The 20665-nt window shown below is 69.1% G+C and carries 17 protein-coding genes and 4 pseudogenes; 14 read left to right on the top strand and 7 right to left on the bottom strand.

All coding sequences use genetic code 11. The features are described 5' to 3' along the window. Nucleotides 1-19: 19 nt before the first annotated feature. On the bottom strand, nucleotides 20-325 hold the full coding sequence (locus tag ACFWBW_RS16530) for a hypothetical protein (RefSeq protein WP_385372984.1): 306 nt from the start codon (nucleotides 323-325) through the stop codon (nucleotides 20-22). 48 nt (nucleotides 326-373) lie between these two features. Here ACFWBW_RS16530 and ACFWBW_RS16525 point away from each other — a divergent pair. Both ACFWBW_RS16525 and ACFWBW_RS16520 read left to right on the top strand, forming a co-directional pair. Then, a pseudogene (locus ACFWBW_RS16525) lies at nucleotides 374-555 on the top strand (Loki-CTERM sorting domain-containing protein); the annotation flags it as partial. A 113-nt stretch (nucleotides 556-668) separates the two neighbouring features. After that, nucleotides 669-1010 carry a DUF5713 family protein gene (locus tag ACFWBW_RS16520; RefSeq protein ID WP_385372982.1) on the top strand — a complete coding sequence of 114 codons (342 nt, stop codon included), beginning with the start codon at nucleotides 669-671 and terminating at the stop codon, nucleotides 1008-1010. 27 nt (nucleotides 1011-1037) lie between these two features. Here the strand turns inward: ACFWBW_RS16520 and ACFWBW_RS16515 are convergent. The 3 genes and pseudogenes from ACFWBW_RS16515 to ACFWBW_RS16505 all read right to left on the bottom strand — a co-directional run bounded on the left by ACFWBW_RS16515 (nucleotide 1038) and on the right by ACFWBW_RS16505 (nucleotide 4237). Next, nucleotides 1038-1912: pseudogene (locus ACFWBW_RS16515) on the bottom strand (IS5 family transposase). 145 nt (nucleotides 1913-2057) lie between these two features. After that, complete coding sequence (locus tag ACFWBW_RS16510; RefSeq protein ID WP_385372980.1) at nucleotides 2058-2225, bottom strand: hypothetical protein; 168 nt, start codon at nucleotides 2223-2225, stop codon at nucleotides 2058-2060. Between the two features lie 53 nt (nucleotides 2226-2278). Next, a complete protein-coding gene (locus tag ACFWBW_RS16505; RefSeq protein ID WP_385373094.1) occupies nucleotides 2279-4237 on the bottom strand; it encodes an amino acid transporter in 1959 nt (652 codons plus the stop codon). Nucleotides 4238-4825: 588 nt separating this feature from the next. Here ACFWBW_RS16505 and ACFWBW_RS16500 point away from each other — a divergent pair. Next, nucleotides 4826-5275, top strand: a complete 450-nt coding sequence (locus tag ACFWBW_RS16500; protein ID WP_385372978.1) for an SRPBCC family protein — start codon at nucleotides 4826-4828, stop codon at nucleotides 5273-5275. Between the two features lie 297 nt (nucleotides 5276-5572). Next, a pseudogene (locus tag ACFWBW_RS16495) lies at nucleotides 5573-6004 on the top strand (SUMF1/EgtB/PvdO family nonheme iron enzyme). A 180-nt stretch (nucleotides 6005-6184) separates the two neighbouring features. Here ACFWBW_RS16495 and chrA read toward each other — a convergent pair. Beyond that, on the bottom strand, nucleotides 6185-7594 hold the full coding sequence (gene chrA / locus ACFWBW_RS16490) for a chromate efflux transporter (RefSeq protein WP_385372976.1): 1410 nt from the start codon (nucleotides 7592-7594) through the stop codon (nucleotides 6185-6187). 192 nt (nucleotides 7595-7786) lie between these two features. On the opposite strand from chrA, the gene ACFWBW_RS16485 reads away from it, so the two are divergent. From ACFWBW_RS16485 to ACFWBW_RS16445, 9 genes and pseudogenes are all read left to right on the top strand, one after another. Next, nucleotides 7787-8278 (top strand): Chromate resistance protein ChrB, encoded by a 492-nt coding sequence (locus ACFWBW_RS16485; protein ID WP_385372974.1) that lies wholly within the window; start codon nucleotides 7787-7789, stop codon nucleotides 8276-8278. Next, nucleotides 8275-8709, top strand: coding sequence for a chromate resistance protein ChrB domain-containing protein (locus tag ACFWBW_RS16480; protein WP_385372972.1), 435 nt, complete (start codon nucleotides 8275-8277; stop codon nucleotides 8707-8709). Before ACFWBW_RS16485 ends, ACFWBW_RS16480 begins: the two co-directional genes overlap by 4 nt. A gap of 659 nt (nucleotides 8710-9368) precedes the next feature. Beyond that, a pseudogene (locus ACFWBW_RS16475) lies at nucleotides 9369-10004 on the top strand (PP2C family protein-serine/threonine phosphatase); the annotation flags it as partial. A 1-nt stretch (nucleotide 10005) separates the two neighbouring features. After that, nucleotides 10006-10365, top strand: coding sequence for an STAS domain-containing protein (locus ACFWBW_RS16470; protein WP_385372971.1), 360 nt, complete (start codon nucleotides 10006-10008; stop codon nucleotides 10363-10365). Between the two features lie 1152 nt (nucleotides 10366-11517). Continuing rightward, nucleotides 11518-13197, top strand: coding sequence for a CocE/NonD family hydrolase (locus ACFWBW_RS16465; RefSeq protein ID WP_385372969.1), 1680 nt, complete (start codon nucleotides 11518-11520; stop codon nucleotides 13195-13197). A 711-nt stretch (nucleotides 13198-13908) separates the two neighbouring features. Then, nucleotides 13909-14088 (top strand): CsbD family protein, encoded by a 180-nt coding sequence (locus ACFWBW_RS16460; protein ID WP_385372967.1) that lies wholly within the window; start codon nucleotides 13909-13911, stop codon nucleotides 14086-14088. Between the two features lie 406 nt (nucleotides 14089-14494). Continuing rightward, on the top strand, nucleotides 14495-15748 hold the full coding sequence (locus ACFWBW_RS16455) for a globin domain-containing protein (protein WP_385372965.1): 1254 nt from the start codon (nucleotides 14495-14497) through the stop codon (nucleotides 15746-15748). A gap of 36 nt (nucleotides 15749-15784) precedes the next feature. Then, on the top strand, nucleotides 15785-16426 hold the full coding sequence (locus tag ACFWBW_RS16450) for a pyridoxamine 5'-phosphate oxidase family protein (protein WP_385372963.1): 642 nt from the start codon (nucleotides 15785-15787) through the stop codon (nucleotides 16424-16426). Nucleotides 16427-16641: 215 nt separating this feature from the next. Next, on the top strand, nucleotides 16642-18012 hold the full coding sequence (locus ACFWBW_RS16445; RefSeq protein WP_385372961.1) for a family 43 glycosylhydrolase: 1371 nt from the start codon (nucleotides 16642-16644) through the stop codon (nucleotides 18010-18012). Between the two features lie 24 nt (nucleotides 18013-18036). Here the strand turns inward: ACFWBW_RS16445 and ACFWBW_RS16440 are convergent, their stop codons facing one another. Further along, nucleotides 18037-19023 carry an RICIN domain-containing protein gene (locus ACFWBW_RS16440; protein ID WP_385372959.1) on the bottom strand — a complete coding sequence of 329 codons (987 nt, stop codon included), beginning with the start codon at nucleotides 19021-19023 and terminating at the stop codon, nucleotides 18037-18039. A 272-nt stretch (nucleotides 19024-19295) separates the two neighbouring features. Between ACFWBW_RS16440 and ACFWBW_RS16435 the strand changes: the two genes are divergently transcribed. Continuing rightward, nucleotides 19296-19802 carry a ricin-type beta-trefoil lectin domain protein gene (locus tag ACFWBW_RS16435; RefSeq protein ID WP_385372957.1) on the top strand — a complete coding sequence of 169 codons (507 nt, stop codon included), beginning with the start codon at nucleotides 19296-19298 and terminating at the stop codon, nucleotides 19800-19802. A gap of 259 nt (nucleotides 19803-20061) precedes the next feature. Here ACFWBW_RS16435 and ACFWBW_RS16430 read toward each other — a convergent pair whose 3' ends face one another. Next, on the bottom strand, nucleotides 20062-20469 hold the full coding sequence (locus tag ACFWBW_RS16430; protein WP_385372955.1) for a PPOX class F420-dependent oxidoreductase: 408 nt from the start codon (nucleotides 20467-20469) through the stop codon (nucleotides 20062-20064). Nucleotides 20470-20665 lie beyond the last annotated feature (196 nt).

Here is a 20665-nt window from a genome sequence, read left to right as displayed (position 1 = left end):
TTGTGCAACGCCGACGGTTTCAGTTCATCAGCAGAGGATTGCCCTGGAGGTTCCCTTCCCCGCACGGCCAGGGACCCTCGCCCAGGGGACCCAGCGGTGTACGGAAGACCAGGACCTCGTTGTCCAGGGAGACGACGACGCTGCCTTCGCTCAGCAGCAGCGCACGCCCAATGACTGCTCGGCTGTCGTCCATGGCGAACAGCTCGTGTCCGGTGAGATCCCTGTCCACGGCGAGCAGCTTGCCGTCGCGCCAGAACACCACGGTTCCCTCGCAGTCCATCGCGGGGTCGGACGTGTAGTAGCCGGTCAGCGCCGGCCCGTCCACGAGGCTGTTGTCCGGTGCGAGCCGTCGGAAGCGTGATCTCGATGGCACATGCGCCGCATCAGCGCCTGGGCGGCATCGCCGTCCCCACCATGATCGTCGGCGTCTACGGCATGAACTTCGAGCACATGCCCGAACTTCGGTCCCCGTACGGCTACCCGGTCGTCTGGGTCCTCATGGTGACCGCGTGCACGGTCATCTACCGAGCCCTGCGCCGCAACAAATGGCTCTAGGGGGTGTTGTGAAAGTCCTGGTCGCGTGGGGTCTGCCCTGCATGGGTAGCGTCGTTGTCAGTGGTGCTGTGCATGATCGACGCATCAGCTCTTCACGGAGCTAAGGAAGCGCCATGCCAATCACAAACCAGCAGGTCGCGGGGCACGCGTTCCTGCAGCCGATGTACGACGACTCGTACTTCCCTGATCACGTAATCGACAGAGGGAAGACGATCCTGCTGCGGCTGTGCGAGCGCATCGAGACCGGGCAGCCATCGGATCTGGGAACCCTGTACGGGCTCACCCAGGCCGCGACGGAAGAGTTCAACCTGCTGGACAGGGAGTTCGTGGCGGCCGGGAGCGGGATCGAGACGGTCGCGCGCGAGTGGATCTGCGACGAGTTTTGTTTCGTCGCATCGGCATACGGGTTCACGGACGCGGATGCGGAGACACTGACCGCCGGCCGGGACTGGTGAACGAGGAGGGGGAGACCCCACCTCCGTTCAAAGCCATTCGTTGAGAGCTGCGATCAGCACGGTCACCTCATAGCGGACGGCGAGCTTGTCGTATCGCGTGGCGACCGCACGGTGCCTCTTGAGGCGGTTGATCCCGCACTCGACCGCGTGGCGCTCGCGTTAGTCGACCTGGTCGAAATGCGGCGGCCGGCCGCCGCGGGAGCCGAGCTTTTGGCGGTTGCGCGCCTGGTCGGCCTTGTCCGGGATGGTGCAGCGGATCCCGCGACGGCGCAGGTAGGCACGGTTCCTGCGGGAGGCATACGCCTTGTCAGCACGCACCCGATTGGGGCGGACGCGTGGCCTGCCCGGCCCGGTGCGGGGCACGCGGACCCTTCCAGTACGGGTTCGAACTGTGGTGAGTCTCCGCGCTGTCCTGCCGTCACCACGATCGACATGGGCTTCTGGCCCTGCTCGACGGCCAGGTGGAGCTTGGTGGTGAACCCGCCACGCGACCTTCCCAGCCCGTGATCACGGGGCTCGGTGAAGATGCCGCCCGGTGGTTCCTTCTGAAGGTCGCCCTGCTTGCGGGCCCCAGCCGCATGCTGATGGGCACGGCACACCGTGGAGTCGACGCTCAGGTCCCACGTGATCGCACCCTTCGCGTCGGCCAGGGACTGGAGCCGGCTGAGGATCCGATGCCAGGTGCCGTTCCGCTGCCACCGGCGGAACAGGTCATAGACCCGGTTCCACGGTCCGTACTGGGCGGGCACGTCTCGCCAAGGAATACCGGTCCGGACCCGGAATCGTATGCCGTCGATCAGCTGTCGCCGAGGCCAGACGGGCGGCCGCCCCTCTTTCATCCCCTTCGGCAACAACGGCTCCAGCGTTGCCCACTGCTCGTCCGTGAGATCTCCCCGACCCATGAACTGTGATCATTCACAGCCCAAGATCCACTTTCGATACACCCCCTAGCAGCCTGGCCGATTCCTCGTTCCGCCGCCCTGGAGCGCGTCCCCTTGACGCCGGTCCGTCGCCCCCAGGACCGGCCGAGACCCAGATGGGGCCCTCCTATGGCCGGTAGATCATCTCGATCAGGAACGCCGTGATCAAAACCCAGACGCCGATCCCGAGCAGCCACCACCAGCCGGCGACTGCTCCCACAGCGGCCAGGACTGCCGCGGCAACGGTGAGGGTGAGGATCCTGCGCCGCATCTGCTGTTCCGGCGTAGACGTCATCTGGCCAGCCTCTCGATCCTGCCCGTCCTGGGGACGCTGCACATGAGTGTGGATCAGCCGCCGACGTGAATGCCCGGACGGCGCTCGGGGTCGGCTTCGTGGCTGCGGATGATCTCGCGTGTGACGGGTGCGGTGTCACCGCGGCCGAGGAGGAAGTAGCGGACCATGTGGACCAGCGGACTGCCCTCGGCCCAGGCGAAGTAGCAGTGCGGCTGGACCCCGGTTGCATTGCGCAGGGCCAGCAGGATCGCGGCGATGGCGTTCGGAGCCGCCGGGGCGTCGGCGCGCAGGATGCGGTACCCGTCGACTTCGACCCCGCGGACGGTGAGGGTGTCACTGAAGTCTGAGGGGTCGACCACGTCGATTTCGAGGAAGAGTACGTCGGCGGTGCCGGGCACCGGGTTGACGCCGCGCTGTTCGCGTTCCTTGTCGCTGTATTCGGCAAGGTCGCCGGCCTGGCGGCGGTTGGCGATGATGTTGATGGCGCCGTCGTGGGCCAGGGTGTCGTCGATGAACCGGCGAGCCGTCTCGTCGAAGACAATGCGATCGGCGCGCAGCTCGGTGGTGCGTGAGACCCGGGAGACCAACGATACGAGGATGATCCCGGCGATGAAGAATCCGGAGATGACGAGGCCGTCGGGCTTGTCGATCATGTTGGCGACCAGGGCGTAGAGCAGGACCGCGGTCAGGAGGCCGAAGCCGACGGTGGGAACGCGGCGGCGGTGGCGTGCGGTGGAGACGGTGACGGCGAAGGCGCCGGAGACCATCATGGCCAGGATGCCGGTGGCGTAGGCGCCGGCCTGTTCGTCGACGTCGGCGTTGAACGCGATGGTGATGAGGATGCACAGGGCGGTGTAGACGATCACGACGGGGCGCACCGCGCGTCCCCATTCGGGGGCCATGCCGTAGTCGGGCAGGTAGCGGGGGACGATGTTGACGAGGCCGGCCATGGCGGAGGCGCCGGCGAACCAGAGGATGAGGATGGTGCTGATGTCGTAGACGGTGCCGAACGCCTCGCCTACGTGCTCGTGGGCGAGGTAGGCGAGGGCGCGGCCGTTAGCGGCGCCGCCGGGTTCGAACTGCTCATGCGGGATGAGGAGGGTGGTGACGAAGCTCGCTGAGAGCAGGTAGACGCTCATCACGAGGGCAGCGGTGGTCAGCAGGCGGCGGGCGTTGCGGATCCGCGAGCGCAGCCGCTGCTCGGGATCTACGCCGTCGGCGGCAATGAGGGGCATCATGCTCACGCCGGTCTCGAAGCCCGACAGGCCCAGGACCAGCAGCGGGAACGCAAGCAGGGCTGGGCCCATGAGGTCGCCGAAGCCACCTCCGCCGCCAACCAGGGCGTCCGTCCATGCCGACCACGCGCCGGGAGTGGTGAACACGTGGACCAGGCCCACCGCGATAACGACCGCGTTCAGGACGAGGAAGATGGCGACCAGGGGGATGGCCACGCTGACGGCTTCGCTGAACCCGAGCAGGAACACTCCGCCCAGGATCAGGAGTAGTGCCACCGTCAGGGCGACTTCGTGGCCGTGCAGTGCTGCGGGGAAGAAGGGGTTCTCCACGACGTGGACGGAGGCGTCGGCCGTGGACAGGGTGATGGTGATGATCCAGGAGGTGGCGACGAAGCCGAGGAGGACCAGGACGAAGAGCTTGCCCCACCAAAATGGCAGCAGGTCCTCCAGCATCGCCACCGAACCGGCGCCGTGCGGGCTCTCCTTCGCCACCCGCCGGTACATCGGCAGCATCCCCAGCAGCGTCAGCGCCACGATCAGCAGCGTCGCCAGCGGTGAAACCGCTCCGGCGGCGAGGGCAGCGATCGCGGGGACGTAGGCCAGGCTGGAGAAGTAGTCGACGCCGGTCAGGCACATCACCTTCCACCACGCGTGCGGCTCGGTGTGCGCCTCCCCCGCGGCCGGCCCCACCGGCTGCACCCGGTGGCGCAGCATCCACTGCGCGACCTTGCCCGTGGGCTGGGATCGCAGCGCCGGGCTGTCGACCGTCTCCGGCATCACCGGCTCGCTCGCTTCCTTCATGTCCCCCATCAACCTTCCCGGCCCGCCCAGCACATGCCGCGCAACGGTTCCGCGCGACGATCACCGAGTATGCGCACGCGGCGCCGCTACCCCGGACCCGACAGGCCAGCTCCCGTACCCGCCCTGCCCTTGTGCCCAAAACGCCACCTGCAACCCGCCTACCGGTCCCCGAACCTCAACAACCCACGTAGAGCGGGCGACGCACCGCAGGGGGCCCTGCCTACCGGCCTCCTGCCACCGTGCCCGGAAGAAGCCGCAGAGCCTCGCCGGCAGATCCCCGGCCCAGAAAACCTTTACGCATCCCTAACGCCGGCACTGGACAGCGAGCTCCTCGTGGCACGGCCAGACCGGGCCAGCGCCGCAACTCTCCGCGCGTCCGTCCGCTCGCACGCCGCGACCTGGCGCGCAAGCGCTGCCAGCCGGACGGTGTAGCAGGACGGCCCCTTCGGTGAATGCAGCCGACCGGCCGGGGCAGGCGCGACTGCGGCGGGCACCGATGACGTGCACTGCCCGGGCCGGACACACGAACCGGCCCGCCCGCCAAGACATCACCAGGAGGACCGCATGTCGCAGGTCAAGGAATCCATCGAGGTCGACGTCCCCGTCCGGACCGCGTACGACCAGTGGACACAGTTCGAGTCGTTCCCGCAGTTCATGGACGGTGTCGAGCGGATCGAGCAACGCACCGACACACTCACCCACTGGGTCACGAAGGTCTCCGGTGTCGAGCGGGAGTTCGACGCCGAGATCACCGAGCAGATCCCCGATACCAAGGTGGCCTGGGTGACCGTCGGGGGAGAGAGCGAGCAATCGGGCCTGGTGACGTTCGAGCCCATCGATCCCACCCATACACAGGTCACGCTGATGATGGACTTCGACCCCGAGGGCATGGCGGAGAACATCGGCGACAAGCTCGGCTTCGTCGACCGGCAGGTCAAGGGCGACCTCAAGCGCTTCAAGCACTTCATCGAGGAGCGCGGCACCGCCACCGGTCAATGGCGAGGACAGGTCTGACCTGACCCTGCTCCCGGCGCAACCCGCAGGGGCGCACTCCGGATAGAGATGAACCCGGCGGCCGCCGCGCAGTCCCCGCGCGGCGGCCGACAGCGTGCTGCACGACTTGCCGGCGTACACATGAAGATGCTCCGCCTGGTACACGAGAGCGCGCACCCTGCCTTATGCCGGAGCACAGCTGGTCCGTGGCCCGAAGTCCTGGTTCTAAGGTCGCTCTCGGGATGGGTCCATCGGCCGATGCCCGCCCCGACCACCAAGGTGATCATGAGGGTTGTCCGCTCGAGCCGAGGAGGAGCCATGCAGGTAGAGCAAGTGAACTGGGTAGAGATTCCCGCCGGGTTGCTGCGTCGAGGTACGCCGGTCGACGAGGTGGCGGCAGTGGCCCGCCGCCACGCGGACACCAGGGTGCCGGTGGAATGATACGCGAAAGAAGCCCCGCGCGCGGAGATCCACATCCCGACGTTCAGGATCGCCCGCACCCCGGTCACGGTCGGCCAGTGGGCACTCTTAACGCCGACGAGTGGACCTCTACGCTCTACGTTCTCTACCCTGGCGCGCCCGCAGGGGTGCCGAGCACCGAGGATTGGGCCGTCGACCGGCACATCACCCGTGGCGGCGCCTTCTGCCACGACCGGGACCTGGCCCGGTGCGCCCGCCGCCACGGTGCCTACGCGCCGGGACCTTGAAGCGATCGGTGTGGGCTTCCGCCCGGCGGCACCGGCCGCTTAGAACCGGGCACCATGCCAACATCGCATGACGGGTCGCATCCCCTCAAGACTGTGCATTTACAGCTGTACCGACCTGCGCACATTCCGGTGTACGCCGACACGACTCGACGAGTGGATGCTCGGCACTGGCCCCGGCGGCTGTCACTGTCGCCGGGTCGGCATGGCCCAGTTCCTCGGCGGCTCAGATGCCGGGGAGTCCGATCAGGGCCGCGCCAAGTCCGAGGGCGGCGCAGATTCCGAGGGTGCGCAGGACGCTCCAGCGAAGTTTGAAGATCAGCAGTGCTGCGATCACGGCGATCGCCAGAGCCGTGGGGCGCAGGGTGGTGAGGTCGGGCAGGGCGATGCGCAGGGGGCCGAGGGTCTTGTCGTCCACGTCGGTAAAGAGGGCGTGCTCGGCGAAGTAGAGGGCGAGGTTGGCGATGACGCCGACGACGGCCGCCGTGATCCCGGTCAGCGCGGCGGAGATCCGGCGGTTGCCGCGCAGGCGCTCGATGTAGGGGGCGCCGAGGAAGATGAACAGGAAGCACGGCACGAACGTCACCCAGGTGGTGAGCAGGGCGCCCAGCAGGGCCGCCACCCACGGGTCGAGGCTGCCGGGGTCGCGGTAGGCGCCGAGGAACGCGACGAACTGCACGACCATGATGAGGGGGCCGGGGGTCGTCTCCGCCAGGGCCAGGCCGCTGACCATCTCCTTCGCGCTGAGCCAGCCGTAGGTCTGCACGGCCTGCTGTGCGACGAAGGCCAGGACCGCGTAAGCGCCGCCAAAGGTCACCAGGGCGGTGCCGGAGAAGAACAGGCCCTGGGTGGTGAACACGCTTCCGGTGCCGGTCAGCAGAGCGACGGCGGCCACCGGGACGGCCCATAGCAGCAGACCGGCTCCCAGGATCCGCCAGGTACGGCGGCGACTGGGCTGCTCGTGGTGCAGCGCGTCGTCCGGGATCAGCGGCGGCGGCCCGTCACCGGCCCCGTGCCCCGCCGGAGGCTTGAGGGCGTCGGGCTTGTAGCGGCCGATGAGCCAGCCGGCGAGGGCGGCGGCCGCGATGACGGCGGGAAACGGCACCGAGAACAGCGCCAGCGCGGCGAAGGAGACCGCGGCGAGGGCGATCAGGAGCGGGTGGGTCAGGGAGCGCTGGGCGACCCGGGACACGGCCTGGACGACGATGGCGACGACCGCGGGCGCAAGGCCCGCGAAGACGCCGACGAGGGCGGTGGTCGAGCCGAAGGCGACGTAGAGGGCGGACAGCGCGAGCAGGGCCAGGACGCCGGGCAGGACAAACAGGCTGCCGGCGATCAACCCTCCGCGGGTGCCGTTGAGGAGCCAGCCGGTATAGATCGCCAGCTGCTGGGCCTCGGGTCCTGGCAGGAGCATGCAGTAGCTCAAGGCGTGGTTGAACCGCTGCTGGCCGATCCAGCGCTTTTCCTCCACCAGTGCCCGCTGCATCACCGCGATCTGCCCGGCCGGACCGCCGAAGGTCTGCCACGAGATCGCGAACCACGCACGGGTCGCCTGCCGCAGCGCAATGACATCGCCGCCGACGGGAGCCTGGTTGGCGTTGTCCGGTGGGCTGGGGGGCTGATCGGTGGCGGTCATCGGCACTGTCTTCCGTCCTGATGAGGCCGTACGAAGCGGCCGGGATCCGGACGGCCTGGGCGTACGCGACCGCACTCCCAGCCCGCCCGCTGCTTGTGTAACCATGGTTACATCACACTTCGGGCCGTCGGAAGGGAGGTCTCGGGGGATGGACATGAACAGCTCGTTGCAGGACCGGCCGGGAAGCCGCGCGTGAACGGGCCCGCCGCCGAACGGCAGTGGGTGCTGCTCTCCTACCGCGTCCCGCGGGAGCCCTCCACCCCGCGCATCACGGTGTGGCGCAAGCTCAAGCGCCTGGGCGTCGGGCAGATCAGCGACGGCCTCGTCGCGCTGCCCGCCGACGCCCGCACCCAGGAGCAGCTGGAGTGGATCGCCGAGGAAGTCACCGACTTCGGCGGCACCGCCACCGTGTGGATCGCCCACCCGGCCGCCGCCGGCCACGAACAGCAGCTCGTGGTGGACATGGCCCAGGCCCGGACAGTCGAGTACCAGCAGGTCCTCGCCCAGGCCGAAGACGCCCGCGGCGCCGGCGACACCGAACGGCGGCGCGTACTGGCCAAGCTCCGTGCCGAACTGCGGCGCATCCAGCGGCGCGACTACTTTCCCCCGCCCGCCCGGCTCGCCGCCGAGAGGGCCGTCGAGGCCCTGCATCCCGCCAACACCACGGAAATGAGCACCCCATGAAGTGGGCTACCCGCGCCGGCATCCACATCGACCGCGCCGCCTGCGCCTGGCTGATCGGCCGCTTCATCGACCCCGAAGCCCAGTTCCTCTTCGTCACCGACCCCGCCCACGTCCCCGCCGACGCCACCCCCTTCGACATGCGCGGCGCCGAACTCGGCCACCACCACGGCGACTGCAGCTTCGAGACCATCCTGCGCGTCCACCGCCTCACCGACGACCCCGCCCTCGCCCGCATCGCGCAGATCGTCCACGAAGCCGACATCGACGACGAACGCTTCCACGCCCCCGAAGCCCCCGGGCTCGACGTCGTCCTGCGGGGCCTGTCCATGACCCGCGACGACACCCACACCATGGCCATCGCCAACCCCGTCTTCGAGGGCCTGTACGAGTACTACCGCCAAGCCGCCGCCCTGGGCCGCGAACCCGCCTGACACCCCGACCGGTCCACCCACGAGGCGGACTGAGCACTCCCCGCCCCGCCGGAGCGAGGAGGCTGCCCGCAGACGCGAACAGGACCCGGCCGGAGTGACTACGGGCCCCGGCCGGGTCCTGCTCGTGCGGGGCAACCCGTCGTCGTGGCCATCCCATCCGCACTCTCACACGCACAGCACCACCACGCACCCCGGCATAGGGCGAACGGGCAAACCGATACGAGGGCAACCGTCGCTTGAGGGTGCTGTCGGCCGGGGCGGTACGGCGACGTGTGACGGCTGCCGAACCGCCCGCAGCCGACAGCTCCACGGGGCCGGGACCAGCAGGCTCCTCCAGCCGCCACTCCCGCGACCGCAACTGCGCCACGGCCCCGGGATGTGTCCCAGCGACCCGCTGACACAGCGTCTTCGGCCCACCCAGACAGCGGCCACGGGCCCACCCCGCCGGCCCATGTGCACCGGATTGCCCGCTCGAAAGTCGACAACCGCCGAGGCCTGCTTTCCGAGGCCACCCGCGAGGGTGCCCTGCGACGTCACGTCGCGGAGTTCCCCTGTCGCGAGGGCGTCAATGGGCAAGCCCGCGCCCAGGTCCTGGGCGCGGGGCACAGCGCCCAGCGGGCTTTCAGCCGCCTGCGCCACCCCGGTGACGGACAGAGCAGCACCAGAGCGAACTGCTGCGCAGCCGCCAGGCCGCCGAAGAAGCCCGACGCCAGGCCGAGGCCGACCGTGCACGGCTGCAAGAGGCCCTGGCCGTCCTCCAGCAGAGCCTGCTGCCGGCCGAGCTGCCCACCGTGCCGGGGCTGGATGCCGCCTCCTACTACCACACCGCCTCCCCGGACCTGCTCGGCGGAGACTTCTACGACCTGTTCCCCGTCGGCACCGACCGGTGGGCGTTCTTCCTCGGCGACGTGTGCGGAAAGGGCCCCCAGGCCGCCGCGGTCACCTCACTGACCCGCTACACCCTCAGAGCCGCAGCACTGCACGACCCCGACCCCATCAACGTGCTGAGCACCCTGAACACCGTGCTGCACGAGCGCTTTACCAGCGGGGACGCCCGCTACTGCACCGTCGTGTTCGGCTTCCTCCAGCCGGGCAGCGACCGTGTAGATGTGCACCTGGCCTCCGGCAGCCATCCCTCCGCGCTCATCCAGCGCGCGGACGGCACCGCCCACTACGCCCTAACGGGGCTCCTCGCCTCATTCGGCGACGGACTCGACGACGACACCGCACTGCTCGCCCTCGGCGTACCGGCACCTGCACCGGCTGCTGATCCCGCCCCCGGGAGTGAAGACTGAGATGACCTCGCTGACGATCACCTCCCGTACCACGGACACCGGTCCCGTGTTGGAGATCACCGGTGACCTCGACTACGCGACCGCACCCGAACTCCGCAAGACCGAAGACGGCCTCACCTTGGCCCCCGGACAGCTACTGGTCCTCGACCTGGCGGGTCTGAGCTCCTGCGACTCCAGCGGCATCACCGCCCTGCTGGCAGCCCGCAACCTGGCGATCGAACAAGAAGGTGACATCGTGTTGGCTTCGGTTCCCGCCAACACCACCCGCATCCTGCGCATCATCGGTCTGGACCGGGTCTTCACCATTCACCCGGCCGCGAACGCGGACACCAGCACCACGCCCCGCTCCGCCGCCGGCTGATCAAGCCCGGTGGGGCAGCGGCAAGGCAGCAACCAGTGTGATCGCACCGTACGCGCCGGCTGACCGGGCACCCCATCGACCCCTCGGGCACGCTCGGCGGCCTCGGGACACTGGGCAGGCGGGGCGTCAGGGAGGTGAGCTGCGGCCTCAGCCTTGCACGGGCCGGCGTCGGCACGCGTTCACTGCCCCTCGGCCGGATCCGGTCCGCCACCAGATGAGGACACGCTTCCGAATGCCAGGTCACCAGCACGGCCCTGCGAAACACACAACGTCCGAGTATCGCCCTGTCGGCCAGTAGCACCACAGACGGCACAGGAGACGGGACGCCTAATTCCACCGAGCGGCATGCCCTCGTCCTTCCCACCCCACGCGAAGAATCCCCTCTCCTGAACAGAATTCAAGCTCTGTGTACCAGCCGAATCGGTTACGGCCGTGCCAGCCAGAGTCTCCCTTCGCCCGTCGGCCTCGAATCGATGGCGGAATGGCATATACGTCCGCTCGATTCGGTGTAGCCCTGGCCCCCTCGCTCTGAGCTGGCCCTACAAAATCGGCTTGCCCTGGCACCAGTTGGCTGCTGCTTCAACTCCGGTGCGAAGTAGCTCCGGTTCCGGCCAGGGCATGGGCGAACCGTCGGCCTTAGCTCGAACATCCGTTGGGGCCAGGGCGGGCCGGAAGGCGGTAACAATTCAGAGCGAGGGAGCCCGTATCCCCAGCCCCCGGCTCCCGCAGACCTCCCCGCTCTCCCCGACAGGCGCCGCGACTGGCAACTGCGCGCTGTAACTCCGCTTCGGCGGGAACCGGGACCCGCTATCCCCTTGCTTCGGCCAGCTTGCTCCACATTTTGAACGAGCATCCTGCGCATGCCGTCCGGCCTGTGGGGAGCCACAGCGGGGGAACCTGCCGATGCCCGCGAACACCAGGGCTAACTGAACCCGGCCTTCAGGGAGGGCCGAGGGCCTGCTCCACGTACAGATAGTCCGGTCCCCTGGCCTTTGTCCCTTTACGAGCGGGGTCGGTTCCATCCGAGGTTTCAACAGCCGCCCATCACTCGTTCGGGTGACGAGCTCGGTTTGCTTGCCGGGGGTGATCGCGCCGGAACGATCATGCCTATGACATTTCGTCAGAAGCACTGCCACGGAAGGCGGAACATCCATGCCGGTCAACGGAACCCCCGAGAGTCCGTTCGCTCTGAGCCCCGACGACGTCGCCAAGCTGGAGGCGATCCGCGAGGCACTGCTCGACCCGTCGCCGCGCCTGATCGGCAGGCTCGACCAGTGGGGTATTGCCGACACCTACGAGGTGCAGGCGGAGATCGCCGAGTACCGGGAGTTCCAGATCGCCATGGCGGACGGGACCCGGATCGATGCCGGGCTGAGCACGCCGCGCCACCTCGCGCCGGGGCAGACCTGTCCCGCGATCCTCATGCCCGCCCCGTTAAACGACTTCGGGCGGCTGGCCTACTTCGGCACGGTCCCGCGCTGGACACAGGGCGGCTATGCCGTCCTGACCTACAGCCAGCGCGGTCTGGCCCGCTCCGAAGGCAAGATCCAGGTCGCCGGCCCCCAGGACGTCGCCGACGGAGTCGAGATCCTCAACTTCCTCACCGCGCAGGAAGGCATCGACCCGGAGCGGATCGGATGCTTCGGCGCCTCCTACGGCGCCGGTACCAGCCTGCTCCTGGCGGCACAGGACCCGCGGGTCAAGGCCGTTGCGGGCGCCAGCGCCTGGGGCGACCTGTTCACCTCACTGTTCGAGAACGGCACCCGGCACATCAAGGCCTTCGAGGCACTCGTGGCCCTATTCCACGAGGAGCGCTGCTCCCAGGAGTTCCAGGGGATCATCAGGAAGATCCGCGGCAACGTCATCGACGACGAGGTCAGGAAGTTCGCCAAGCTCCGCTCTCCGATCGAGCAGCTGAAGGCATACAACGACCGTGCGCTGCCGGTCCTGATGACCACCTCCTGGCACGAAACAATCTTCTCCGTGCCCGCCGTCGTCGACCTCTTCACCAAGCTGCAGGGCCCCAAGTCGCTGCTGGTGCAGATCGGCGACCACGGCAACAGCGAACTGCCCGGCCTGCTCGGCGGTATCTCCAAGCCCACCGAGATGACCTACCGGTGGATGGACCACCACCTCGGCGGCACCGCCGGCGACGGCGCCCAGCCACAGTTCGGCATCCGCTCGGAGTACATGCACAACCTGCTGTCCGACCTCACCCACGACGACTGGGCGGACTACGCCCTCCCCAAGGAGCGCTTCCACCTCGGCGACGTACCCGCCGGGAAGCAGGACGCGCCGTTGGCGCAGGGCCAGCCGCAGCCGGGGTGGACCCGCTCCGTCCAGGCCGCCGGCCCGGACACCGGGATCGTCGTCGCGCCCAAGCTCGTCCAGAGCGGCCTGGCCGAGCGCGTGGGGCTCCCGCACGTCTACAAGACCGCCGACATCAAGCGCGACGTCGCCGCCGTCTGGACCACCGCGCCACTGGACCGGCCGATGCGCGTCCAGGGCGACCTGGAGGCCCGGCTCACCGTGAGGCCGCAGACGAAGAACGCGACCTTCACCGCCTACCTGCTGGACTGCGACCCCGCGACCGGCAGGGCCGCGATCATCACCCACGCCCCCTACACCCTCACCGACCAACAAGCCGCCACGGTGACCTTCCGCCTCCAGCCCACCCACTACATCCTCGCCAAGGGCCGCCAACTGCAGCTCATCATCGACAGCTACGACCCGTTCTACGCGGACGAGAACACCATCCCCGCCGCCCTCGAGATCACCTCCCCCAAGGGCAACGAGTCCTACATCGACATCCCCTTCGCCACCCTGCCCTAACACCCACCGGGCACCCACGCCCACCACCAGGTCCGGCCCGCGACACACGCGGACCGGACCTGTCCCACACCCGGCCACACGTGCGCTGCGGTATCCGGAGGTGTTGACGTGAGGCGGCGTACTCGCCGGGCAGGACCTCGCCGGTGCGCGAAGTGAGCGTGACCGGGCCCATCAGCCACGGTTGAACAGGTCGGGATCCACGAACCGATGCTTGCCGGCCGGGGTCCTGGCGGATCCTCCTCGGCAGGGCACCTCCCGGCCCTCCTGAAGCCACAGCCGTTCAACAGCGTCGTAGATCGGCGCATCAGAAACCCGCCCCTCGCCCGCGCCCGGATCAGCGGAACACCTCGGTAACGGAACGGTTCCCTGGTCCATGGCTGCCCAACGACCCACACCGCGGCACCGTCGCGGGCCGTGACCCATCTCAAGGAGTTCATCGGGGAGCGCGGCACGGAGATCGGAGCCCGGCGCGGCCAGGTCTGATCCCGTCAGGCCCGCCCCGCGCATGCAGGCGGCCCTACGACCTGCGCGGGCGCGTGAGCAGTCGGCTGGCCGTTGCCGCAGTCGTTGAGAGCAACGCCGTGAAGCCACCCGCCCCAGCGTGGAGGACCTGCCTCGGCGAAGTCTGTCCCCGGTACGGGGTTTGCCGGTACCGATCTCGAGCAGGAGGGTCGTCACGACCAAAATCCGGTACATCACGTGGAGGTCCCGATGCCGGGCACGGAGAAGAGCAAGGCGCACGCCGAGCAGGCCAAGGGCAAGGCCAAGGAAACCCTCGGCCGGGCCTTCGGCAATGAGCGGATGACCGCCGAAGGCCACGCAGAGCAGGCCAAGGGCAAGGCCCGCCATGCGAAGCAAGACGTCAACGACTCCTCCGCGGTGCGCAGCTAGCGCCGTCGCCCCCCTCTTGGGGCCCTCGACCTACTTCCCCAGGTCGGGGGCCCAGCCATGTCTTGTCCCCGCGTGCAATCCACCTTGGATCCATCATGAATTGGCCCCTAAACGCTGGTATTGACGAGCGTGAAATCGGCCGGGCCCGTCGTCTCGGCCCGTTGCTACTTCTGAGCCGCCCCCGTGATCGCGTCACTTCCGGGACCCCTTGCTCCGCTTCAACGTCCCCCATCACAGCAGGAGTACTCATGCAAGCCCCCGTCGCCGCCACGCCCGCCACTTCCCCGGGAGACAGAGCGGGTGAGGGTTACGCCCTCGGCTTGCTGCGAGACGGCGACGTCATGTACGACACCGCCCTCGGACGATCGGGGCCAGATCACATACCGGTAGGAGGAGCATTGGTCTCTTGAGATTCCGTATCGCACGATCCACCACCCCGCCCACTCACCCGCACCCGGAAGACACCGCCCCCCACGCGGCTCCCTCGCAAGCCGCCGCCAGCGGCGAGGCAGCCACCGCCGAGCCGCCGCTCTCCGCCCACGAGATAGCACTCATACGGGCTTCCGTCTCCATAGTCGAACCTTTCGCCGCGGACATGACGGTCTATTTCTACGCGATCCTCTTCACCCGCTACCCCGAGGTCCGTCCGATGTTTCCCCCGGGAATGGACGCCCAGCGCGGCCGTCTGCTGCGTGCGCTGTTGCGCATCGTGGACCTGGTCGACGACCCGGAGAGCCTGGTCCGCTTCTGCGGTCACCTCGGTCGCGATCACCGCAAGTTCGGCACCCTCAGCGCACACTTCCCTGCCGTGGGCGAGTGCCTCCTCGCATCTCTGGCCCGTTATGCCGGACCCGCCTGGACCGCGGACATGGCCGCGGCCTGGACCAAGGCGTACGGGGTGGTCGCCGACGTGATGATCGGCGCTGCCGAGCAGGACGAGGCCCAGCGGCCCGCCGTCTGGCCCGCCAGGGTGGTGCACAAGGTCCAGCGTGGACACGGCATCGCCGAGGTCACGGTGCGCCCCCACGTGCCGTACCCGTACGTCGCCGGGCAGTACGTCAGCCTCGAGACGCCGTGGTGGCCCAAAGTCTGGCGCTACTACTCCCCCGCCAACGCGCCCCGTCCCGACGGCACCCTCACCTTCCACGTGCGCGCGGTGGCCGGCGGCTCTGTCAGCGACGCGCTCGTGCACCGATCCGCCGTGGGAGATGTGGTCAAGCTAGGTGCGCCGATGGGTGACATGGTCCTTGATGCCGCCGTCCACAGGGACCTGCTCTGTGTAGCGGGCGGCACGGGTCTCGCACCGATCCGCGCGATCGTCGAGGAAGTCGCCCGCCGTGGCGGACGGCACAAGGTCGACCTGTTCCTCGGGGCCCGTACCGGTGCCGAGCTGTATGGGGTCGACGACATGCTCCGAATGGCGCAGCAGTACCACTGGTTGTCCATCAGGGGTGCCGTCTCTCACGAGTACATCCCCGGTATCCGGGGCTCCCTGCCGCAGGTGCTGGCCGAGTACGGGCCGTGGTATCAGCACGACGTCTTTCTCAGCGGACCGGCTCCGATGGTGGTCTCCGCCAGCGAGACACTCACGCGGCACGGCACTCAGCCCGACCGCATCCACTACGACCCGTTCGAAACCCCCGTCCTGTCCGCTTCTTGAGCCACACGCTTGCCGATCCTGCCAGGAGAACGCCCCGTGACTTTCCCCCCGCCGCCCTTCGGATCAGAAGGCGAACACCGGCTGCAGCAGAACATGGGCAGCGCCGACCGCGCCGCCCGGTTCTACGACCAGCAGGTGCGCCCCTGTCTCACGGCCGAGATGCAGGAGTTCATCGCCCGACAAAGCATGGTCTTCCTGGCCACCGCCGACTCCCGCGGCGAGTGCGACGCCAGTTTCCGGGCAGGCCGGCCCGGCTTTGTGCGTGTACTGGACAAGAAGACCCTTGTCTACCCAGAGTTCCGGGGGAACGGCGTGCTTGCCAGTGCCGGCAACATGAGCGAGAACCCACACCTCGGCATGCTCTTCGTCGACTTCACGCACCATCACGTCGGCCTGCACGTCAACGGCGTTGCCCAGCTCTACCTCGACGGCGACCTCCGCACCGCACAGCCCGGCCTGCCCAACGACGTCGGCCCGGGGCGCGGCCCTGAGATGTGGGTCCACCTCACCGTCGAAGAGGCCTACATCCACTGCTCCAAGTACATACCGCACCTGGTGCCGGCCCCCCGCTCCAGCAATCCCGCCGACCGCCCCAAGGACGCGGACTACTTCACCGGCTCCCACACTGCACCGGCCGACCCGGTGGGCACGGCAAGTACGTCGAAGCGGGCCGGATGACGGGCCGATCGTGACCTCCACATCCAGGCGGGATGCCGTACCGCCAAGCGAATCCTTTTCTCACGTTCGATCCAGACGGCTCTTCAGTGCTGTGACCGCGTAGGTTCGCCGGGTTGGGTTGGGTCGATCCGCCGAGAGGAACCTGCGGGGCAGCGGATCGTTCTCCGGTGGGAAACCCGTACCGGACATCCCGCCGGCCCTGAAGAGGCGACGCCATGGACCGCCATACGCACTCACCCCGGACCGGGCGTCGCACCCAGCTCGCCGTCCGCGCCGTACTCGCCATCTGCGCCGCCTTGGCGGCCTGCCTGGCCGCGCTGCCCGCACGGGCAGCGGCCGGCGGCCCGGTGCTCGACCGGGACTTTGCCGACCCCGACGTCATCCAGGTGGCGGGCACATACCACGCGTACGCCACCAACGGGAACGGCCGGAACATCCAGCACGCCACATCGCGCGACCTGACCACGTGGTCACCGGCAGCGGCCGACGCCCTGCCCGTGCTCGGCGGCTGGGCCGCGACGGAGCCCCGCGGCAAAGTGTGGGCCCCGGACGTGTTCGACAACGGCAACGGCTTCACGATGCACTACACCGCCCGCGACGCCGCAAGCGGGACGCAGTGCATCGGCGTCGCGCTGTCGCGCTCCCCCGACGGCCCGTTCACACCGGTGGGTGAGCGGCCGCTCATCTGCCCGGCCGAGGAGGGCGGCGCGATCGACGCGGCGGGCTTCACCGAGGGCGGCCGGCGCTACGTCGTGTGGAAGAACGACGGCAACTGCTGCTCCCGCGACACCTGGCTCCACCTCCAGGAGACGTCCTGGGACGGCACCCGCCTCACCGGCGAGGCCGTACGGCTGATCACCCGGGACCGCGACTGGGAGGGTGACCTCGTGGAGGCCCCCACCCTGGTCCGGCGAGGCGACCGCTACGTGCTGTTCTACTCGGCGAACGCGTACGACGGAGAGCGGTACAAGACCGGCTACGCGGTCGCGGACCGGCTCACCGGCCCGTACACCAAGGCTGCCGATCCGCTGATGACGACCGACAGCTTCTCGGGCGCCATCGTCGGGCCCGGCGGCCAGGACATCGTCGCTGGCCCCGACGGCCGTGACCGCATCGTCTTCCACGGCTGGAGCGGCCCCAGCCGGGTCCTGCACGCCGCCGACCTGGGGTTCGCACACGGCCGGCCCGTGGTGCGCGGCAGCAAGGCGCGCCACCAGGCAGAGAACGCGCGCGTGCACCGCGCGATCGTACGGGCCGCGCCGAGCGCCCAGGGCGACCGCGCTGTCGGGCACATCGACCACCCCGACAGCTTCGTCGAGTTCGACGTCTTCGCCGCTTCCGGCGGGCACCACACCCTCACCCTGCACTTCGGCAACGGCTCCCTGGACCACACCGGCGCCCCGACGGCCTCCTCGCACCTGCTCTCGGTCAACGGCAGCGCCGCCGGCGCCGTGCACTACCCGCACAGCGGGTGGGACACCTGGCGCACCGCGAGGGCGCCACTCACCCTGCGGGAGGGCTGGAACACCGTCCGGCTCGGCAAGGGCGAGTGGTACGCCGAACTGGACAGCGTGGATGTCGCCTGAAACCGGCGGCCCGGCCGGGCGGTGTCAGCCCCACCTCTGGTGGTCCGTACGGGCGCATGCCAGGGCCCTCAGGCCAGCCTCGGCACTGTCTGCGAGGCATGCGCCCGTGGCCTTGCTGCGGACCTCGACCGACTCATCGGGCCAGGGAGTGACCACCCACTTCTGGGACGGGGCGGCGGTACAGGCCGCCGTGTCCAGGCCGTCCGGGCTGTGGGCGAGGCAGGCGCCGGTGGCGTGGTTGCGCAGCCGGAAGGTGCCGTCCGGCTGCCGGTGCTGGGTCCACCGCTGATAGCTCATGCCGTTGCAGGGGAAGGTGCGCAGCCGTTTGTCGAGGCTGTGGTCCAGGCAGGCGCCGGTCCGGCGGCTGACGAAGATGCGCACGGTGTCGGCCGGCCCCGGCCCTCCCGTCGCGGGCTCCCCTGTTTCGGGTGCCGTTCCGGCTGGTTCTTCGGCTGCGGACCCGGCCCGGTTGGTGTGGGCGCCGTCCTCGGGTGCTCCGGGCGCTGCCGGCAGGAGGAACCAGGTGAGCACCGCGCCCAGCGCAGCCCCGGCCAGGGCGCCGGCGAGGGTGCACGCGCGGCGGCCGCCAGGCAGCGACCACGCCCTGCGCCGCGGCGCGGCGGCCCGGGGATCCGCGCTGTCGGACGCCCCCGCAGATGCCGGGGTGGGTGCAGCGACCTCGGCGACCTCGGCCACTTCCTCCTCGTCGGCCGCTGCCTCTGACTGATGCGCACCGACCGCAGGCGGCCGGGGCTCGTTGCGCGCGGCGGCCTCCCACAGCGCGCGGTACTCCGCAGACTCGGCTCCCAGCGCCCGGCACAGGTCTTGGACCACGGTCCAGGGCGGAACGGTCTGCCCGCAGAAGTAGCGCGACAGCGACGAGTCGCTGATGGGCATCCGGCTCTCCAGGTCGCGCAAGGTGCATCCGGAGCGCTGTTGGAGGGCACGCAGCGCGTCGCCCAGCCGGCGGGCGTCCGTGGTGTGCCGGTCCGTGCCGTCGAAGTAACTCATCCCTGCCCTCTCCCCGGAAAGTCGCCGAGGTGTCCCATGGGGCGCGCCCTGTCCCGGGATGCGCCCGTCCCAGCAGGTCAGAAGCGTAGGGATCCCGACATAGCTGAAACAACCGGGACAAGGTTGCCCGCGCTGCCAGACCGCCACAAACTCGGAACATCCAGTCGGCGGTTCACCCCACGAGGTGAAGCACGCGGCTCCCCTCCTCCGCCTCCATGCGGCACGGGTGCGCCCACAACCGGCCCGCTCACCGATCGAAAGGTCCCTCAGCGATGCGCTTCGACTCCCGTACGGCCAGGACGCTGTCCACCGGCTTCGCCCTCCTACTCCTTCCCCTGACCACCGTCGAGAGCGCTGTCGGCGCCGACACCAGTACCCGGAGGGCTGCCGCCGGCATGGTGTACAAGGTCCAGCTCAGCAACCGGTGTCTGGACGCGGACACGAACACCATCAACAACAACCCGGCCCGGGCTCAGGTGTGGGACTGCAACCACGCCGCCAACCAGCGCTGGGTCCTTCACCCGTCCGGTGAGCTGAAGGTCGACTTCAACGGAAAGTGCCTGGACGCCGACACCAACACCATCAACAACAACGGCGGCATCGTCCAGCTGTGGAACTGCAACGGCCAGCCCCAGCAGGCCTGGTACCGGGGCGCGGACCATTCGATTCGTCTGAAGTACAACAACAAGTGCCTGGATCACGACACCACCCAGAACCGCAACGGCGGGAAGGTCCAGCTCTGGGACTGCAACGGCTCCCCGCAGCAGTCCTGGCGCTGACCGCGGTCACAGCGGAGAAGTGAAGGGGGCCGACGCCTGACAGCGGCAGCCACCGGAACGACGGCGTCGGCCCCGGCATGTACTCGGGGCCGACGCCGTCGACCGTCCGGCGACGCCCACCGGCACCGGCACCGGCACCGGCACCGGACGGTGGCTCTCCGACCGGCGCCGCGCGTTTCACCTAAGCCGAAAGAGGCAGTGCCGAGCCGGCCAGCACAGCTGATCAGGGGCCTCCTCCCGTCGGCCCGTCCGTCGGGTGTCAGATCGAGCCGACGACCTTGCGCGGGGTGACGCGGACGACGACACGCTCGGCGTCGTCCTTCGACGCCGGGTTGAAGTCCGCGTAGTCCTTGCCGGTGTACTTGCGCGACAGCGCGTCGATCAGTTCATAGCCGCCCTCGGTGGTCATCGAGGCCGAGCCACGGACCTCGGCGTAGCTGTAGGGCGCATTGTGCGGGTTGATCATGACCGTGATCCGCGGGTCCGCGCGCAGGTTCTTCTCCTTGCGGCGGCCGACCGTCGTGGAGACGAGCAGGTCGTCACCGTCCCGGGTGAGCCAGGTGATCGACAGCTGCGGGCTGCCGTCCGGCTGGATCGTGGCCACGGTCGCGAAAACCGGGGTGTCGTCGATGAGCTTCTTCAGGTCGTCGGAGAGTACGGCGGACACAGAGCGGTTCCTTCCCTCGGCTGACTGCCGTCCCCGGGCGACTGGCCTTGGCGGGGACCGGCAACCGACAGCCTGCAAAACCCCTGCCGTCCCGAGCAAATCCTCCGCCCCCGCACCTCAGTGCACGCCGCGACGCCGGACACCCCCGATTCCGGTTCATGACCGGGCCGACCCGCCCCGGCCTGGTGAGCGGATA

The sequence above is a fragment of the Streptomyces sp. NPDC059957 genome (assembly GCF_042730015.1).
GTDB lineage: Bacteria > Actinomycetota > Actinomycetes > Streptomycetales > Streptomycetaceae > Streptomyces.
This window is presented reverse-complemented; position numbering and strand designations above follow the sequence as displayed.